The sequence below is a fragment of the Acinetobacter sp. UNC436CL71CviS28 genome (genome assembly GCF_000620525.1).
GTDB lineage: Bacteria > Pseudomonadota > Gammaproteobacteria > Pseudomonadales > Moraxellaceae > Acinetobacter > Acinetobacter radioresistens.
Map to the genome: position 1 here is coordinate 25,566 of NZ_JIBB01000013.1, position 14,982 is coordinate 40,547.

A 14,982-nucleotide genomic window follows, 5' to 3' on the forward strand; every position below is an offset into this window, starting at 1 on the left:
ATCAGCCTCCCAGATAAATTTTCATAATTTGCTCACCCCATAAAAAAGCGATCCAGCCGGCAATCGCAATATAGGGACCAAAGGCAAAAGGCTGGTTTTCCTTGCGAATCTTGAGCAGTACGATACCAATAATTGCCCCGACTAAAGATGAAAGTAGCACAATTAAAGGCAGCATTAAAGGACCCATCCAGGCTCCGAGTGCGGCCAGTAACTTAAAGTCCCCGTATCCCATGCCTTCTTTACCGGTGATGACTTTAAACAGATAATATACAATCCATAAGCATAAAAACCCAATCACATAACCCCAAATAGCAGAGCTTGCCGAGGTATATAATGCATAACTGTTCAGAGCTAGGCCTAGGGCGGCAAGCGGCAGGGTATACCGGTCTGGAAGCAGTTGTGTATCAAAATCGATGAAGGTCAGGGTAATTAATGCCCAAGTCAGTAACAGACCAAATAGCATTTGCAGGGTAGGGCCATAGACAGCTACTACAATAAGTGAACACAGAGCAGTTAAAAGTTCAACTAGAGGGTAACGGATACTGATCGGATTCTGGCATTGACCACATTTGCCTCTGAGTAGCAGCCAGCTGACCAAAGGCAGATTCTGATACCAGCGAATCGGCGTATGACAGTTGGGACAGGTAGAAGCCGGATAGCTGAGCGTAAGTTTTGTTTCATCAATTAGGGGCTGATCTGGATGAAGCAACAACTGACATTCATTGCGCCATTCTTGCTCCATCATTTTAGGAGTGCGAAGAATAACGACATTTAAAAAACTGCCAATACATAGACTGAAAAGCCCAACCACAATATAGAGCGCAGTCGGGTTATTACTTAATAAGGTGATTAATTCTTGCATTAAACAACTGAACCCATCTGGAAAATTGGCAGATACATGGCGATCACAAGGCCACCCACTAATACACCCAGAATTGCCATAATCAGGGGTTCCATCATGGAAGTCAGACCGTCAACGGCATTGTCAACTTCATTTTCAAAATGTGTCGCGACTTTATCTAACATGGCATCAAGGGCACCCGATTCTTCTCCAATGGCAACCATCTGTACTGCCATAGGCGGAAAACGGTTAGAGGCACGCATAGCAAACTGAAGCTGCTGACCAGTTGCTACATCTTCCCGGATTTTCATGACAGCCTGCTCATAAATTACATTATTAGTTGCACCGGCAGTAGATTCCAGTGCATCAATAAGTGGTACGCCGGCTGCAAATGTGGTTGCCAGCGTACGGCTATAACGGGCAATAATTGCTTTATAGACCAGATCACCAAAAATTGGCAGTTTAAGAGCCATTCTGTCAAGCGCATCACGGAACTTCTGGCTCCGCTTTTTGGCTTCAAGAAAACCGAAAATAAGAGCAGCAATTGCGATAATGAGAATAAACCAGTACTTCTGCATCCAGTTCGACATATTGACAACCATCTGGGTAAATGCAGGCAGATCTGCACCAAATGAGCTAAACAAGTCTTGGAATACCGGAACTACCTTAACCATCAGAATAATGGTTACAATGACTGCAACCACAATAACTGTGGCGGGATATTTCATCGCTTTTTTAATTTTCTGCTTGAGGAGTTCACTCTTTTCTTTATAGATGGCCACCCGGTCCAGCATAGTCTCAAGTGCACCGGACTGTTCACCAGATTCGACCAGTGAACAGAACAGGTTATCAAAATATTGGGGATATTTACGCAGTGCACCGGCAAATGTATTGCCCCCTTCAACTTCAGCCTTAATACCCAAAACCACTTCACGCATAGCCGGATTTTCGAGACCTTCAGCGACAATTTCAAAGCCTTGTACAAGGGGCACACCCGCTTTCATCATGGTGGCCAACTGACGTGTAAAGATAGTGATATCTAGTGTAGAAACCCTTTTCTTCATCAAGCCTTCTAGAATATTGCGACGTTTTTCCCGAATGGTTTTGATAGTTATTCCTTGCTTGCGCAAAGTCACCTTAGCCAACGCCATATTCTTGGCTGTCAGCTCCCCTTTAACTTTAATTCCTTTACGGTCGACGCCGTCATAAGCAAAAGTCGGCATCATTTGTGCTTTTTTGACTGCCATTGCTTTATCCTTATTTTTAAATGCTGACTTTATTCACTGGTCACACGGTTAATTTCTTGTAAAGAGGTTACACCTTGCATGACTTTCTTTAGGCCAGAACGACGCAAGTTATCAAAACCCAGGCGTGCTGCTGTTGCTGCTATTTCAAGGGCGTTACCGTCTTCCATAATAATTTTTGAAATTTCCGGTGTAACTTTCATTACTTCATAGATACCCACACGACCCCGATAACCATCACGACATTCCGGGCAACCGACAGGTTGATAAACCTGAAAATCAGGGTTGGCCAAGTCATCTTCGGTAAAGCCCATCTCAAGCAGACTATTTCTAGGAATCTCTGCTGGTACCTTGCACTGGTTGCATAAACGTCGAGCTAGACGCTGTGCAATGACCAGATTAACTGAAGTGGCAATATTAAATGCTGCTACGCCCATATTTCTTAGGCGTGTTAATGTTTCAGGAGCGCTGTTGGTATGCAGGGTAGACATAACCATGTGACCGGTCTGAGCTGCTTTAATGGCAATCTCTGCTGTTTCCAAGTCACGAATCTCACCTACCATAATAATATCTGGATCCTGACGCAGGAATGACTTTAGCGCGGCAGAGAAGCTTAACCCGACTTTATTATTCACATTGACCTGGTTAATACCTTCAAGATTAATTTCTACCGGGTCTTCGGCAGTCGAAATATTGGTATCCTCACGGTTTAAAATATTGAGGCCTGTATAAAGCGATACGGTTTTACCGGAACCGGTAGGCCCGGTAATGAGTAACATACCTTGCGGCTTTTCTAAAGCTTCTATAAACAGGGCTTTTTGCTCGGGTTCATAGCCTAATGCATCAATACCCAGCATGGCGCTGGACGGATCCAAAATACGCAGAACCAGTTTTTCTCCAAATAGTGTAGGCAGTGAGTTCACACGGAAATCAATAGCTTTGGTCTTAGAGAGTTTTAATTTGATCCGGCCATCCTGGGGAACGCGCTTTTCGGAAATATCCATCTGTGACATAACCTTTAAACGTGAAGCCAGTCGGGTGGCCAGCTGTAAAGGTGGTGTTGCAACCTGTCTTAACACGCCATCGACCCGGTAACGTACCCGGTAATATTTTTCATAAGGCTCGAAATGTAAGTCTGATGCACCAATACGAATGGCATCTACCAATAACTTGTTAATATATTTAACAATTGGAGCCTCTTCTTCCTGAGGCGTATTATCTTGACTGTCGTCCTCATCTAAATTGCTGGTTGAAACATCAATATTGAGTTCTTCATCACCAAAATCAAAATTGCTTTCTTCAGAAAAATTCTGCTCAATAGTACGCTGCAGTTTGTCATGCTCGACAATAACAACTTCAATATTCAGTTTACTGTTAAACCGGACAGCTTCTAAAGCTTCAATATTGGTAGGATTACTGGTAGCAACAAACAGGGTATGACCACGCTTAATGAGGGGCAAGACTCGATGCTTGAGTATCAGTTTCTCATCAACTACATCTCGTGGAATCTGGAGAGTATCGTAAACAGCCAAATCGAATAAAGCTTCACCAAACTCAATCGAGATAAATTCTGCAATCAGTAAGGGCGAAAGCTTAAAATGATCGATCAGATAAGGCACGATATCCTGCCGGTTTCTTTTAGCAGTATCGACCGCATTCTGCATTTCAGCAGCAGACACGTGGTTATCCTCAACCAGACGGCGAATAAAACCGGAAAACTTTGGAGTAAAATTAACTGTCATTGTTTATTGCGCCTTTAAATGACCGACGATTTATAGATCTCTGTAAAATTATACTTTTGTTGCCGAAGAATACCACAGTTTAAATAAAGGCTCTGGTATGAAATCATGTATTTAACCTGAACAATGGCTATCTTTAGGAAGAATTTTCTATATAGATCGTCAGGACATATCACAGAACAATAAGCTTAACTTTAAAAGCCTAATAGCAGCAATGGAGTTACGAAATTTATCTTCAAATAGATGAATTCCGTGTAGAATGTGGTGCATTTTTGATGAAAGGTTAGAAGTATGTCGGGTTCGACAATTATTCCTTGGGTTGTTGGTAATTGGAAAATGAACCCAATGCACGCAGATGCCCAGCAACTCATTGAACAATTTAAGCAATTACTTATAGAACAGCACATCAGTCCTGAGCAGTGTCAGTTGGGGATAGCGCCTGTGGCAATTGCGCTGACCTCTGCAAAACAGCAGCTTGGAAATGCTGCAAGTCCGGTGCATGTAGTGGCACAAGATGTCTCACGTATAGCAGGAACTGGGGCGTATACTGGCGAAGTTAGTGCAGAGCTATTAAAAGACAGTCAGATTCACTGGGTGCTCATAGGCCATTCAGAGCGTCGAGAACTGTTGGGTGATGATCTAAAGATTTTAAAAGAAAAAATTAAAAATGCATTAAATGCCGGTCTAAAAATTATTTATTGTGTAGGGGAAAGCCTGGAGCAGCGTGAGGCAGGGCAGGCAGCACAAGTGGTATTGCAACAGATTTGTGACATTGCCGAAGTTGTACAGGCCGAGCAATGGCAAAATATCATGATTGCTTATGAGCCGATCTGGGCAATTGGTACGGGTAAGACTGCCTCTGCCGCAGATGCACAGGCCATGCATGAAAAAATTCGTGAAGCACTTTGCCAAATCACCCCGCTTGGCTCTAATATAGCCATCCTCTACGGTGGCAGTGTTAAGCCTGAGAATGCAGTAGAGCTGGCAGCCTGTCCGGATATTAATGGGGCACTGGTTGGCGGGGCTTCCTTAAACGCCGAGTCCTTCCATAAAATTGCTCAGGCATTTGCCCAAATAAAAGAATGAGGAGTTCGGCATGCATACGTTTGTATTGGTAATACATATTATTCTGGCTATTTTGATGATTGGACTGATCCTGGTTCAGCATGGTAAAGGTGCTGACGCCGGAGCTTCTTTTGGAGGCGGTGGTGCGGCAACCGTATTTGGTGCTTCAGGGTCTGGTAACTTCATGACCCGGCTCACCGCTATTTTAACTGCACTGTTTTTTGTAACCAGCCTGACCCTGGCAGTCTTTGCAAAAAAACAGACTACAGCTGCTTATAGCTTGCAAAGTGTACAAACCAGTGCGCCTGCGCAACCGGTTTCGCCTGAAACTTCACCAACTGCACCAAAAACTGGTGAATAATTTAAATTAAAGCTTTTCTTTTACTAGGGAAGCTACTAGAATGCGACCTGCTGCGGTGGTGGTGGAATTGGTAGACACGCTACCTTGAGGTGGTAGTGCCTTCGGGCGTGGGGGTTCAAGTCCCCCCTTCCGCACCAACGATAAACCAGATCGTTGATGCATGCAGCAGAAAACATTGATGCGGGATGGAGCAGTCTGGTAGCTCGTCGGGCTCATAACCCGAAGGTCGTTGGTTCAAATCCAGCTCCCGCTACCAATTCAATTGCAGTGTAAAGCAGTTGAGAGTTTCTTGTAAGTCAGATTGACTTTTTTTGAAATTCGTTTATAATTTTTGCACGTTGATGCGGGATGGAGCAGTCTGGTAGCTCGTCGGGCTCATAACCCGAAGGTCGTTGGTTCAAATCCAGCTCCCGCTACCAAGTTTCTAAGAGGGCTCACAAATAGGTGGGCCTTTTTGCACAGTGGACTTTAGTTTTCTGTGTAAAATATAGGGGCGATTGACGCCCTTTTTTATTGGCTATCGTGTAGTGTCGACATCAATTGGTCAAATAGTGATGCTTCACTATAACAGTCTGCATCGGTCAGAACGTACTGACCGGTTGAATGGCACGAGAAGACGAGAGTAAATGAAATTATCAAATAAAACCCAAGCCCTCCATGATTTAATTGCACCAGCGGTCGAAGCCTGTGACGTCGAGTTGTGGGGGATCGAATTCCTTCCTCAGGGCAAACGTTCTTTAGTCCGCATCTTTATTGATAAACCTGTAGATGAAAATGCAGAACCTGTACTGAATGAAGACGGTGAGCTGGAACAGGGCCGTGGAATTGGTGTGCAGGACTGTGTCCGGGTGACCCAGCAAGTGGGCGCAATTCTTGATGTGCATGATCCAATCTCAGGTGAATATTCACTTGAAGTCTCTTCACCAGGATGGGATCGCCCATTTTTCCAGCTTGAACAGATGTCGGCTTATGTTGGTCAGCAGGTGGCTCTACGTCTGATTAGTGCTGTTGATAACCGCCGTAAATTTCAAGCTAAACTGGTGAGTGTGGACCTGGAGCAAGAACAGATTCAGGTAGAAGTAGAAGGCAGCAAGGTGCTCGAAATCGATAGCAACAATATCGATAAAGCAAATTTGATCTATCAGGACTAAATTAATTCCATTAAGAAGAATTCAATTTAATAGGTGACTTATGGGCCGTGAAATTCTTACCGTTGTTGAAACGGTTAGTAATGAAAAAGGTGTTAGTCGGGAAGCGATCTTCGAAGCTTTAGAGCAGGCGCTTGTTGCAGCGACGAAGAAAAAATTCTACGAAGGTACCACCGCAGAAGAAGCACGTTTACGTGTTGAAATTGATCGTAAGACTGGGGATTATCGTACATTCCGTCAATGGGAAGTGGTCGCAGACGAAGACCATGAAATGCCGGCATGTCAAGATGCGATTTCCGATGTAGACCCAGCAAAATGGTCAATTGGCGATATTCGGGAGCTGGAAGTCGAGTCAATTGAATTTGGCCGTATCGCAGCTCAAATTGCCAAACAGGTTATTGTACAGAAAATTCGTGAAGCAGAGCGTGCGCTCATTGCGGATGCTTATGAGTCTAAAGTAGGTGAGCTGATTTACGGTGAAGTGAAGAAGCAGACCAAAGATGGCTTTATCATTGATCTGGGAGATAATGCAGAAGCTTATCTGGCGCGTGAAGAAATGATCGCTAAAGAGATTTTGCGTCCAAAACAGCGGATCAATGCCATTTTGTACAGTGTAAACCGTGAAGGCCGTGGCGCTCAGCTTCTACTTTCGCGTGCCAAGCCTGAAATGCTGATTGCCCTGATGAAAAAAGAGATTCCTGAAATCTCTGAAGAAATCATTGAGATTAAAGCAGCAGCACGTCAACCTGGTGTTCGTGCTAAAATTGCCGTAAAAACCAATGACCACCGTATTGATCCGGTGGGTGCATGTATTGGTATGCGTGGTACACGTATCCAGGCTGTTCAGCAGGAGCTCAACGGTGAGCGTATTGATGTTGTAGTGTGGTCTGATGATCCGGCCCAGTATATTGCCAGTGCCCTAGAGCCGGCTGATGTTTCTGGAATTGTACTGGATGAAGATACACATAGTGCTGATATCATTTTTGCGACCAGTGACCAGCTTGCACGTGCAATTGGTTCACAGGGCCAGAATGTACGTCTTGCTTCAGAACTTACCGGTTACAAGCTGGATATGATGCTGGAAGACGAGTATCGTGCTCGCCAGCAGAATGAGGCACAGCAATATCTGGATATGTTTGTTTCACGTCTGGATATTGAAGAAGACCTGGCGATGGCACTGGTTGAAATGGGCTTTACTTCACTTGAGGAAGTGGCTTATGTACCGGCAGAAACCTTCGATGAAATCGAGCTGGATACCGAACTGGTCGAGTTGTTGCAAAGCCGTGCCAAAGAAGCTGCTTTAGCGGATGCGTTAAAACAGCAGGAAAATATTCAAGATCCGAGTGAAGAACTTCTGAATATGGAAGGGATGACACGAGAGATTGCTTATTCACTTGCCGCTCGTGGTGTAGTGACTGTAGATGACCTGGCCGATCAGGCAACTGACGATATTGCTGATATTGAAGGTTTGGATGCTGCGAGTGCGGGTCAGCTCATTATGAAAGCGCGTGAATCATGGTTTAACTAGGAGGAAATATATGACGGACAAGTCGATTCAAGAGTTAGCGCTCAGCGTAGGTCGTCCTGTAGAAAAGCTCCTAGAGCAAGTTCGCGATGCAGGCTTACCACAGCGTCAGGCTGAAGATATTATTACTACCGAGCAGCAGGATGTACTAGTGAGTCATCTCAAAAAAGTACATGGGCAAGCGGATAGTGGCGTAGGAAAAATCACGTTGAAACGTAAAACAACTAGTACGGCTAAAGTGGCCAGTACCTCAGGTAAGGCGAAAACGATTAATGTAGAAGTACGTAAAAAACATACTTTTACTAAGCCGAACCCTGAACAGATTGCTGCTGAAGCGCGCGCTAAAGCTGATGCGCAAGAGCAGGCACGTGCTGACATGATTGCACGTCAAAAAGCTGAACAGGCAGCGCGTCAGGAAAATGACGGGCAAAAACTTAGTGGTGAAAATAAAGCGAATGCAACATTGGAAGCAATGCGTGCAGCAGCTAAGCAGGAAACTGCGAAAAGCCCGCAAAAAGCTGAAGTGGTGGTGAAAAAACGCTCAACCAATAAGCCGATTGTTAAGCCGGTAGTCAAGCCAACCGAGACTGCAGAGCAGCGTAAAGCACGTGAAGAGCAGGCAGCACAATTAAAAGCGGCTGAAGAAGCTGCGCGTCGCAAGGCTGCTGAAGAGGCACAACAGCGTACGCTTGAACAAATGCGCCAGATGGCTTCCAAATATTCAAATGAAGATGCCACCAAAACTATTCGTGTTGTAGATGATTCTCCACTCGCGGCAGGTCTGGTTGGTCAGGCATATGAAGATTCATTTGCTAAAGAAGACCGTGAAATCAAGCGTGGTACTAATACCAATAATACACGGTCACTGAAAAAAGGTGGTCGTCGTGGTCAAGAAGAGCAGTCATTTAACCAGAATCAGCATAAACGTGGTTTAAAAACCAGTCAGGCCAATAAACATGGCTTTGAAAAACCGGTTAAAAAGCAGGTTTATGATGTTGAGATCGGTTCAACCATCGTGGTGGCTGATCTTGCACAGAAAATGGCAGTTAAAGTACGTGAAGTGATCAAGTCACTCATGAAAATGGGTGAACTGGTAACTCAGAACCAGGCAATTGATCAGGAAATTGCTGCCCTGGTTGTAGAAGAAATGGGCCATAATCCGGTACTTGTTTCTGATACACAGGCGGAAGATAACCTGCTAGAAGCTGCTGAAGAGGCTCGTGGTGCTCAAACTACACGTCCTCCAGTCGTGACAATTATGGGTCACGTTGACCATGGTAAAACATCTTTGCTTGACCGTATCCGTCGCTCAAAAGTGGCTGCCGGTGAAGCAGGTGGAATTACCCAGCATATCGGTGCTTACCATGTGAAAACCGACAAGGGAATTATCACTTTCCTGGATACTCCGGGACACGCTGCCTTTACCGCAATGCGTTCACGTGGTGCACAGGCGACTGATATTGTTGTGCTGGTCGTTGCAGCAGATGATGGTGTCATGCCACAAACTGCAGAAGCAATTGATCATGCACGTGCTGCAGGAACACCGATTATTGTTGCAATCAACAAGATGGACAAAGAATCGGCTGATCCGGACCGCGTACTGAATGAATTAACCACTAAAGAAATCGTGCCTGAACAATGGGGTGGTGATGTACCAGTTGCCAAAGTTTCTGCACATAGTGGTGAAGGGATTGATGAGTTACTTGACTTGATCCAGATTCAGGCAGAGCTGATGGAGCTCAAAGCTTCTGAAGAAGGTGCAGCGCAAGGTGTGGTTATTGAAGCGCGTGTCGATAAGGGCCGTGGTGCAGTTACTTCGATCCTGGTACAAAATGGTACGCTTAATGTCGGTGATCTGGTTCTTGCCGGTGCATCTTATGGCCGTGTACGTGCCATGACAGATGAAAACGGTAAACGGATTAAATCTGCAGGTCCTTCAATTCCGGTAGAAATTCTGGGTCTACCAGAAGCGCCAATGGCGGGTGATGAAGTTCTTGTGGTGAATGACGAGAAAAAAGCCCGTGAAGTTGCTGATGCCCGTATGGACCGTGAACGCCAAAAACGTCTTGAGCGTCAAAGTGCAATGCGTCTGGAAAATATCATGGCGTCTATGGGTAAGAAAGATGTGCCTGTAGTAAACGTGGTACTGAAGACAGATGTACGAGGTACTTTAGAAGCCTTGCATGTGGCGCTGGCCGATCTGGCTACAGATGAAGTAAAAGTACGTATCATTGGTTCAGGTGTAGGTGCAATTACTGAATCTGACGTGACACTGGCTGAATCTTCTGAAGCGGTACTACTCGGCTTTAATGTTCGTGCAGACAACACAGCACGTCAGAAAGCTGACATTGATGGAATTGATATCCGTTACTATAGCGTGATTTATCAACTGATTGATGATGTAAAAGATGCAATGAGCGGCAAGCTGGCTCCAGAACATCGTGAAACGATTCTGGGTGTAGCTCAGGTTCGTGAAGTATTCCGTTCAAGCAAGTTTGGTGCTGCTGCCGGCTGTATGGTCATGGAAGGTACGATTTATCGTAATAAACCAATCCGTGTACTGCGCGATGACGTTGTAGTATTCCAGGGTGAACTAGAATCTCTACGCCGCTATAAAGATGACGTAAACGAAGTTCGTGCGGGTATCGAATGTGGTCTGGCAGTTAAAGGTTATAATGACATCAAGGAACTCGATAAAATCGAAGTTTATGATGTTCAGCAAATCAAACGGAGTCTTTAATGGCGGGTAGTCAACGTCTGAAGCGTATGGGCGACAGTGTACAGCGTGAGCTGTCTGAGCTGATCCGCCAAGAGCTGAAAGATCCACGTCTGGGTGGCCTAGTGACCATCTCGGCCGTGAAAGTGAGCCCAGATTTAGGTTATGCCGATGTGTATGTCACAGTTATGGGTCGTGAGTTATCTGATGACCAGAATGAACAGGCACATCAGCAGACACTTGAAGTTCTAAACAAGGCTTCAGGTTTCCTGCGCCAGGAATTGAGTCGTCGTATTAAGACACGCATTACACCAAGATTGCGTTTCCATTATGACAAGACTAATGCCTACGGCAACTATATGTTTGGGCTGATTGCTGAGGCAGTGAAAGACCTGCCTGAGCGTAAAGAAGATGAAGAATAATTTTTATTCTGAATTCTTTTAAAAAAATTTTTGGTAAAAAGGCGGGCTTTAAAGTCCGCTTTTTTTTAATTGAAAAATTTATTTTATTTAAATTATTTATTACGCTATTAGAGTAAAAATCTGACCTGATATTTATCACTGATAATTTTATATAAAATAAAAGGTTTCATCGTGAAGAATTAAAAAAAGTTCTTTTATTACAGGTTTTACTCGTATTCTATAAAAGGTGGCTTCTGTTAAGCCAGAAATGAAAATTTTAGTTTATAAATTAAACCCTTGAATTATTGGGCTAAACTTTATATCAATTATTTAATGATTGATTCCATAAATATTTTAATCTTTATCTAGCAATACATGCTTAGAAATTAAAAGCTCAGAATGTGGTTATAAATTCTAATAATCTATTTAATATGTGAGTAACTGATCTCAGGTCAAGTACCATCCTTGATCATGACCTGATGATTCAGCCAGATCCTTAATATTCTGAAATAGAATCATCAAGAATCTGGGGTGTTTTTTCTTCCTCTTCGACTCTCTCTAATCCGCTTGGTTACCCGGCGTCGATAACCTTCCCAAGGCAAAGGCCGGTCCAGTGCTTCCGGTACATCACCACTTCTAGAGCGTAAACGCAGATGGAGCGCAGCCTGTGCCATCAAATTAGCGGAAACAGGTGCTGTGATAAAAGCCAGCAAGGTGATTAAAATCTCAGCAAAACCAAAGCGGCCATGGAATGCCGAGAAGATGATACTGGCAATCAAGAAGCTACCTAAGCCCAAAGTACTGGACTTGGTCGGGGCATGCAGACGCATAAATAAATCGGGTAAACGCACCATGCCAATGCCCCCAACCACCATAAAAAATGAGCCAACCACCAGGAAAAAAGAAACCAGTATTTCCATAATGAACTGTTCTTGCATTTCGTTCTCCTAGTCGATTACATGGCCACTGGTAAAGTAACGGGCAAGCGCAACAGTAGAAACAAAACCCAGCATGGCCACCAGCAGTGCTCCTTCGAACAGTGAAGTGCTCATCCAGTAAATTCCGAGTACAACTACCAGACAGGTGGCATTCAGGAAAAATGTGTCCAGTGCAAGTAGCCGATCAACTATGGATGGGCCTGTAACCAGACGGTAGAGACACATTAACATCGAGACCATAATCGCGATCAGGCAGATTCCTAGTGCATAAGGTAAGATCATTCGATTTCTCCTTGAGCTGGCTCGACATTAAAGATGATCAGTAAAGGAGCTTCATAGCGTTGCTTGATAGTTTCAATTTCTTCCTCCTCACTTTCGGCACTTAAGGCATGGACTAGAATATCACCACGTTCCTGATCTATGCCCGCACTGACTGTTCCAGGCGTGGTAGTAATAATCATCGCCAGCAAGCTGTTAACCTGTTCGTGATCACTCTCTAGCGGTACCCTAAACCATTTTGGCTTAAGGTTGCGAGAGGGGCCAAGTACTAAAATGGCTACCTTGATATTGGCGGTAACAATGTCCCACAACACTACAAAAAACAGTTTTAAGGCCATACCCCAGTGAATATCCGGTGTACGAATAATAAAGGGCTGAACCAGTTTCGGTACAACAATGCCCAGTAAAACTGCCATGGCCAGGTTGGCGGCATCGTTGCTATGTGCCAGCATGAGCCAGCTTAAACCTACCAGTATTGAAACAAAGGGATGTGGAAAACACCACTCTAAAACAGGTATTTTATGCATGGATTTCTTCATTAATTAAGGCTCCATGGGTTTAAGCTGTGCATCTTCCGGAACAGCAGGTTCCAGACTATGCTGTTGCTGAATTTGTCGCCATTTATATTCCGAGATGTGTCCACCTTCTAGTGTATTTTCACTGATCATAAATGGAATCAGATTGGCATTTCGGTCTTTATTCTCGCCGCCATATTTTGTTTCTGGTACATAACTGGCATCGTAAGGTTTAACACTGATGACCTGATTAAGCGGACCACGTTTTAAAATCGTATCTGCATAAGCCTGATCATTTTGAATCTGCAGTGCCGTATTATGGTTATAGCGCTGGATCGGTGCAGCAAAAACCACATAAAGGATCAGAAGCAGAAGTAACAGGTACAAGGTTTTATCATTACGTACCGGCGCTGTTTCAGGTAAAACCTTATACGCTTCGAAAGCAATTTCACGTGGGTCCATTTCTGGTGTAGTGGCTCGCCAGAACAGGATGAAGCCGACCCGGACAAAAGCAATAATACTGAGCAGGCTGACAATCAGCAGGCTTGCAATAATAATTCCCTGCTGCGGATGATTAGCGGTTGCCTGTAAAATAAATAGCTTGCCAAAAAAGCCGCTAAATGGCGGTAAGCCAGCCATCATCATACCAATGATCAGGTAAACCAGAGCAATGGTCTTGTCCTGTTTCATTTTTGGTGACACATCCAGATGATCTTTAAACTCGCCACGTTGCGAAGTTATCCAGCCACACAGCAGATAAAAAGCAGCACCAATCAGAGTACTGTGCACCAGGTAATAAAGAGCCGCAGACCAGGCTTCGGTATTAAACATCGAAATGGCAATCAGCAGAGTACCAATTGAAGATACAATCATGAAGCCTACGAAGCGTCGTAAGCGTTCAGCACCGATTGCTCCGATAGTGCCATAAATAGCAGTAATAATAGCAAGTGGTAGAAGCCAGCTTTTAAGTGCAGTCTGGGCAAAATAATCATCAAAAATAGTGCCATTTACCCTCAGGATGGCATAAATACCTACCTTGGTCATGATGGTAAATAATGCGGCAACGGGTGTAGTGGCTACAGCATAGGTTTTAGGCAGCCAGAATCCGACCGGAAGTAACGCCGCCTTAATCGCAAATACGGCAAACAGAAGCAGGCTACCCGCAACTGCCAGTTGATGCTGATCTGGTGGTAATGAAGGTACAATTCGCGCTACATCAGCCATATTCAGACTGCCTACACTGCCATAAATAATTCCAAGTCCAATCAGGAACAGGGCAGAAGCCAACAGGTTAATCGTGACATAATGTACCCCAAGCTGAAAACGTGCTTTCCCCTGACCATGTAGCAGCAGTACATAAGAGGCCATGAGCAGTATTTCAAAGAATACAAACAGGTTAAATAAGTCACCCGTTAGAAATGCGCCGCACAGCCCCATCAGCAAGAAGTGAACCATGGCATGAAAATAACGTCCACGGGTATCCCAGTCCTTGCTGGCATACCAGAGCAGAGGCACCGCCAGGGTATAGGTAAGCACTAGCATCATGGCAGATAACTGGTCAAGAACCAGAATAATGCCAAAGGGCGCGGCCCATTCACTTAAATTATAAACAGTAATGCTGCCTTGGCTGGCCTGTATAAAATAGCTGATGGCTGTAGCAAACCCGGCAAGTGCAGAAAAGTAACTGATACCGCGTCGCCAGGGCTGACGCCAGTCTTGCGCTAACTCTCCTGAGCCCGGATTTCCCAACAATAATAAGAGAACTGCTGTAAATAACGGAATCAGAATACTAAAAATTGGCGTATGAGCATGCCAGAAACTTAAGAAATCAGACATTATGGCTCATCCCCGCGCGCATCAAGATTGGGTGACGGGTCATCCTTAGCATCGACATGGTCAGTTCCTGATTCATAGCGACTACGCAAAGCTAGCTGTACAATAAAAGCAGTTGTCGCGAAACCGATCACAATAGCTGTCAATACCAGTGCCTGAGGCAATGGATCTGTGACTCTTACAGTCTGTGACAGAATTGCCGGGGCATTAAGCTGAATACGGCCAGTTGCAAACAAAAACATGTTAACGGCATAACCAATAACTGCCAGGCCTAAAACCACGGGAAAGGTACGCGCTCTTAATAACAGATAGACCCCTGTAGCAACCAGTAGACCAATCGCAGAGGCAAGTAAGAATTCTAAACTGATCATGGATAA

At 44.6% G+C, this 14,982-nt stretch carries 14 protein-coding genes and 3 tRNA genes; 9 read left to right on the forward strand and 8 right to left on the reverse strand.

Annotated features, from left to right (window positions below):
• Window position 1 precedes the first annotated feature (1 nt).
• The 3 genes from N518_RS0106535 to pilB are packed head-to-tail and all read right to left on the reverse strand — an operon-like array spanning window position 2 to window position 3,827.
• Complete coding sequence (locus tag N518_RS0106535; RefSeq protein WP_005016989.1) at window positions 2-862, reverse strand: prepilin peptidase; 861 nt, start codon at window positions 860-862, stop codon at window positions 2-4.
• Entirely contained in the window at window positions 862-2,088 is a 1,227-nt protein-coding gene (locus tag N518_RS0106540; protein WP_005016988.1) for a type II secretion system F family protein, read from the reverse strand. Before N518_RS0106540 ends, N518_RS0106535 begins: the two co-directional genes overlap by 1 nt.
• 29 nt (window positions 2,089-2,117) lie before the next feature.
• Complete coding sequence (gene pilB, locus N518_RS0106545; RefSeq protein ID WP_026444080.1) at window positions 2,118-3,827, reverse strand: type IV-A pilus assembly ATPase PilB; 1,710 nt, start codon at window positions 3,825-3,827, stop codon at window positions 2,118-2,120.
• Between the two features lie 288 nt (window positions 3,828-4,115).
• Between pilB and tpiA the strand changes: the two genes are divergently transcribed.
• From tpiA to N518_RS0106590, 9 genes are all read left to right on the forward strand, one after another.
• Window positions 4,116-4,910: a triose-phosphate isomerase gene (gene tpiA / locus N518_RS0106550; RefSeq protein WP_017400667.1), complete on the forward strand. Its 795-nt coding sequence runs from the start codon at window positions 4,116-4,118 to the stop codon at window positions 4,908-4,910.
• 10 nt (window positions 4,911-4,920) lie between these two features.
• Window positions 4,921-5,250 (forward strand): preprotein translocase subunit SecG, encoded by a 330-nt coding sequence (secG, locus tag N518_RS0106555; RefSeq protein WP_017400668.1) that lies wholly within the window; start codon window positions 4,921-4,923, stop codon window positions 5,248-5,250.
• A 52-nt stretch (window positions 5,251-5,302) separates the two neighbouring features.
• Window positions 5,303-5,387 (forward strand) — tRNA-Leu (locus N518_RS0106560).
• Window positions 5,388-5,429: 42 nt separating this feature from the next.
• Window positions 5,430-5,506, forward strand: a tRNA-Met gene (locus N518_RS0106565).
• A gap of 86 nt (window positions 5,507-5,592) precedes the next feature.
• Window positions 5,593-5,669: transfer RNA gene (locus N518_RS0106570), tRNA-Met, on the forward strand.
• A 207-nt stretch (window positions 5,670-5,876) separates the two neighbouring features.
• The gene (gene rimP / locus N518_RS0106575) at window positions 5,877-6,401 is read left to right on the forward strand and encodes a ribosome maturation factor RimP (protein WP_026444081.1); all 525 of its coding nucleotides are present in this window, start codon (window positions 5,877-5,879) and stop codon (window positions 6,399-6,401) included.
• 40 nt (window positions 6,402-6,441) lie between these two features.
• Window positions 6,442-7,926: a transcription termination factor NusA gene (gene nusA, locus N518_RS0106580; RefSeq protein ID WP_005016980.1), complete on the forward strand. Its 1,485-nt coding sequence runs from the start codon at window positions 6,442-6,444 to the stop codon at window positions 7,924-7,926.
• Between the two features lie 10 nt (window positions 7,927-7,936).
• A complete protein-coding gene (gene infB, locus N518_RS0106585) occupies window positions 7,937-10,663 on the forward strand; it encodes a translation initiation factor IF-2 (RefSeq protein ID WP_026444082.1) in 2,727 nt (908 codons plus the stop codon).
• A complete protein-coding gene (locus N518_RS0106590; RefSeq protein ID WP_005016973.1) occupies window positions 10,663-11,061 on the forward strand; it encodes a ribosome-binding factor A in 399 nt (132 codons plus the stop codon). The genes infB and N518_RS0106590 overlap by 1 nt, the downstream gene beginning before the upstream one ends.
• Window positions 11,062-11,558: 497 nt before the next feature.
• On the opposite strand, the gene N518_RS0106595 is transcribed toward N518_RS0106590, so the two are convergent.
• From N518_RS0106595 to N518_RS0106615, 5 genes are read right to left on the reverse strand one after another with little or no spacing between them, the layout of a single operon-like run.
• On the reverse strand, window positions 11,559-11,978 hold the full coding sequence (locus N518_RS0106595; RefSeq protein ID WP_005016970.1) for a Na+/H+ antiporter subunit G: 420 nt from the start codon (window positions 11,976-11,978) through the stop codon (window positions 11,559-11,561).
• 9 nt (window positions 11,979-11,987) lie between these two features.
• Window positions 11,988-12,260 carry a monovalent cation/H+ antiporter subunit F gene (locus tag N518_RS0106600; RefSeq protein ID WP_005016968.1) on the reverse strand — a complete coding sequence of 91 codons (273 nt, stop codon included), beginning with the start codon at window positions 12,258-12,260 and terminating at the stop codon, window positions 11,988-11,990.
• Complete coding sequence (locus N518_RS0106605) at window positions 12,257-12,796, reverse strand: Na+/H+ antiporter subunit E (RefSeq protein WP_005023086.1); 540 nt, start codon at window positions 12,794-12,796, stop codon at window positions 12,257-12,259. Before N518_RS0106605 ends, N518_RS0106600 begins: the two co-directional genes overlap by 4 nt.
• Before the next feature lie 3 nt (window positions 12,797-12,799).
• Window positions 12,800-14,608, reverse strand: a complete 1,809-nt coding sequence (locus N518_RS0106610) for a monovalent cation/H+ antiporter subunit D (RefSeq protein WP_005023088.1) — start codon at window positions 14,606-14,608, stop codon at window positions 12,800-12,802.
• The gene (locus N518_RS0106615) at window positions 14,608-14,976 is read right to left on the reverse strand and encodes a Na+/H+ antiporter subunit C (protein WP_005016960.1); all 369 of its coding nucleotides are present in this window, start codon (window positions 14,974-14,976) and stop codon (window positions 14,608-14,610) included. Before N518_RS0106615 ends, N518_RS0106610 begins: the two co-directional genes overlap by 1 nt.
• Between the last annotated feature and the right edge of the window lie 6 nt (window positions 14,977-14,982).

Excerpts from the sequence above, each read along its gene's own strand:
- pilB (WP_026444080.1), bottom strand. The coding sequence starts at position 3,827 with ATGACAGTTAATTTTACTCCAAAGTTTTCCGGTTTTATTCGCCGTCTG.
- N518_RS0106600 (WP_005016968.1), bottom strand. The coding sequence starts at position 12,260 with ATGATCTTACCTTATGCACTAGGAATCTGCCTGATCGCGATTATGGTC.
- secG (WP_017400668.1), top strand. The coding sequence starts at position 4,921 with ATGCATACGTTTGTATTGGTAATACATATTATTCTGGCTATTTTGATG.
- N518_RS0106535 (WP_005016989.1), bottom strand. The coding sequence starts at position 862 with ATGCAAGAATTAATCACCTTATTAAGTAATAACCCGACTGCGCTCTAT.
- rimP (WP_026444081.1), top strand. The coding sequence starts at position 5,877 with ATGAAATTATCAAATAAAACCCAAGCCCTCCATGATTTAATTGCACCA.
- nusA (WP_005016980.1), top strand. The coding sequence starts at position 6,442 with ATGGGCCGTGAAATTCTTACCGTTGTTGAAACGGTTAGTAATGAAAAA.
- N518_RS0106540 (WP_005016988.1), bottom strand. The coding sequence starts at position 2,088 with ATGGCAGTCAAAAAAGCACAAATGATGCCGACTTTTGCTTATGACGGC.
- N518_RS0106605 (WP_005023086.1), bottom strand. The coding sequence starts at position 12,796 with ATGAAGAAATCCATGCATAAAATACCTGTTTTAGAGTGGTGTTTTCCA.
- infB (WP_026444082.1), top strand. The coding sequence starts at position 7,937 with ATGACGGACAAGTCGATTCAAGAGTTAGCGCTCAGCGTAGGTCGTCCT.
- N518_RS0106595 (WP_005016970.1), bottom strand. The coding sequence starts at position 11,978 with ATGCAAGAACAGTTCATTATGGAAATACTGGTTTCTTTTTTCCTGGTG.
- tpiA (WP_017400667.1), top strand. The coding sequence starts at position 4,116 with ATGTCGGGTTCGACAATTATTCCTTGGGTTGTTGGTAATTGGAAAATG.
- N518_RS0106615 (WP_005016960.1), bottom strand. The coding sequence starts at position 14,976 with ATGATCAGTTTAGAATTCTTACTTGCCTCTGCGATTGGTCTACTGGTT.
- N518_RS0106590 (WP_005016973.1), top strand. The coding sequence starts at position 10,663 with ATGGCGGGTAGTCAACGTCTGAAGCGTATGGGCGACAGTGTACAGCGT.
- N518_RS0106610 (WP_005023088.1), bottom strand. The coding sequence starts at position 14,608 with ATGTCTGATTTCTTAAGTTTCTGGCATGCTCATACGCCAATTTTTAGT.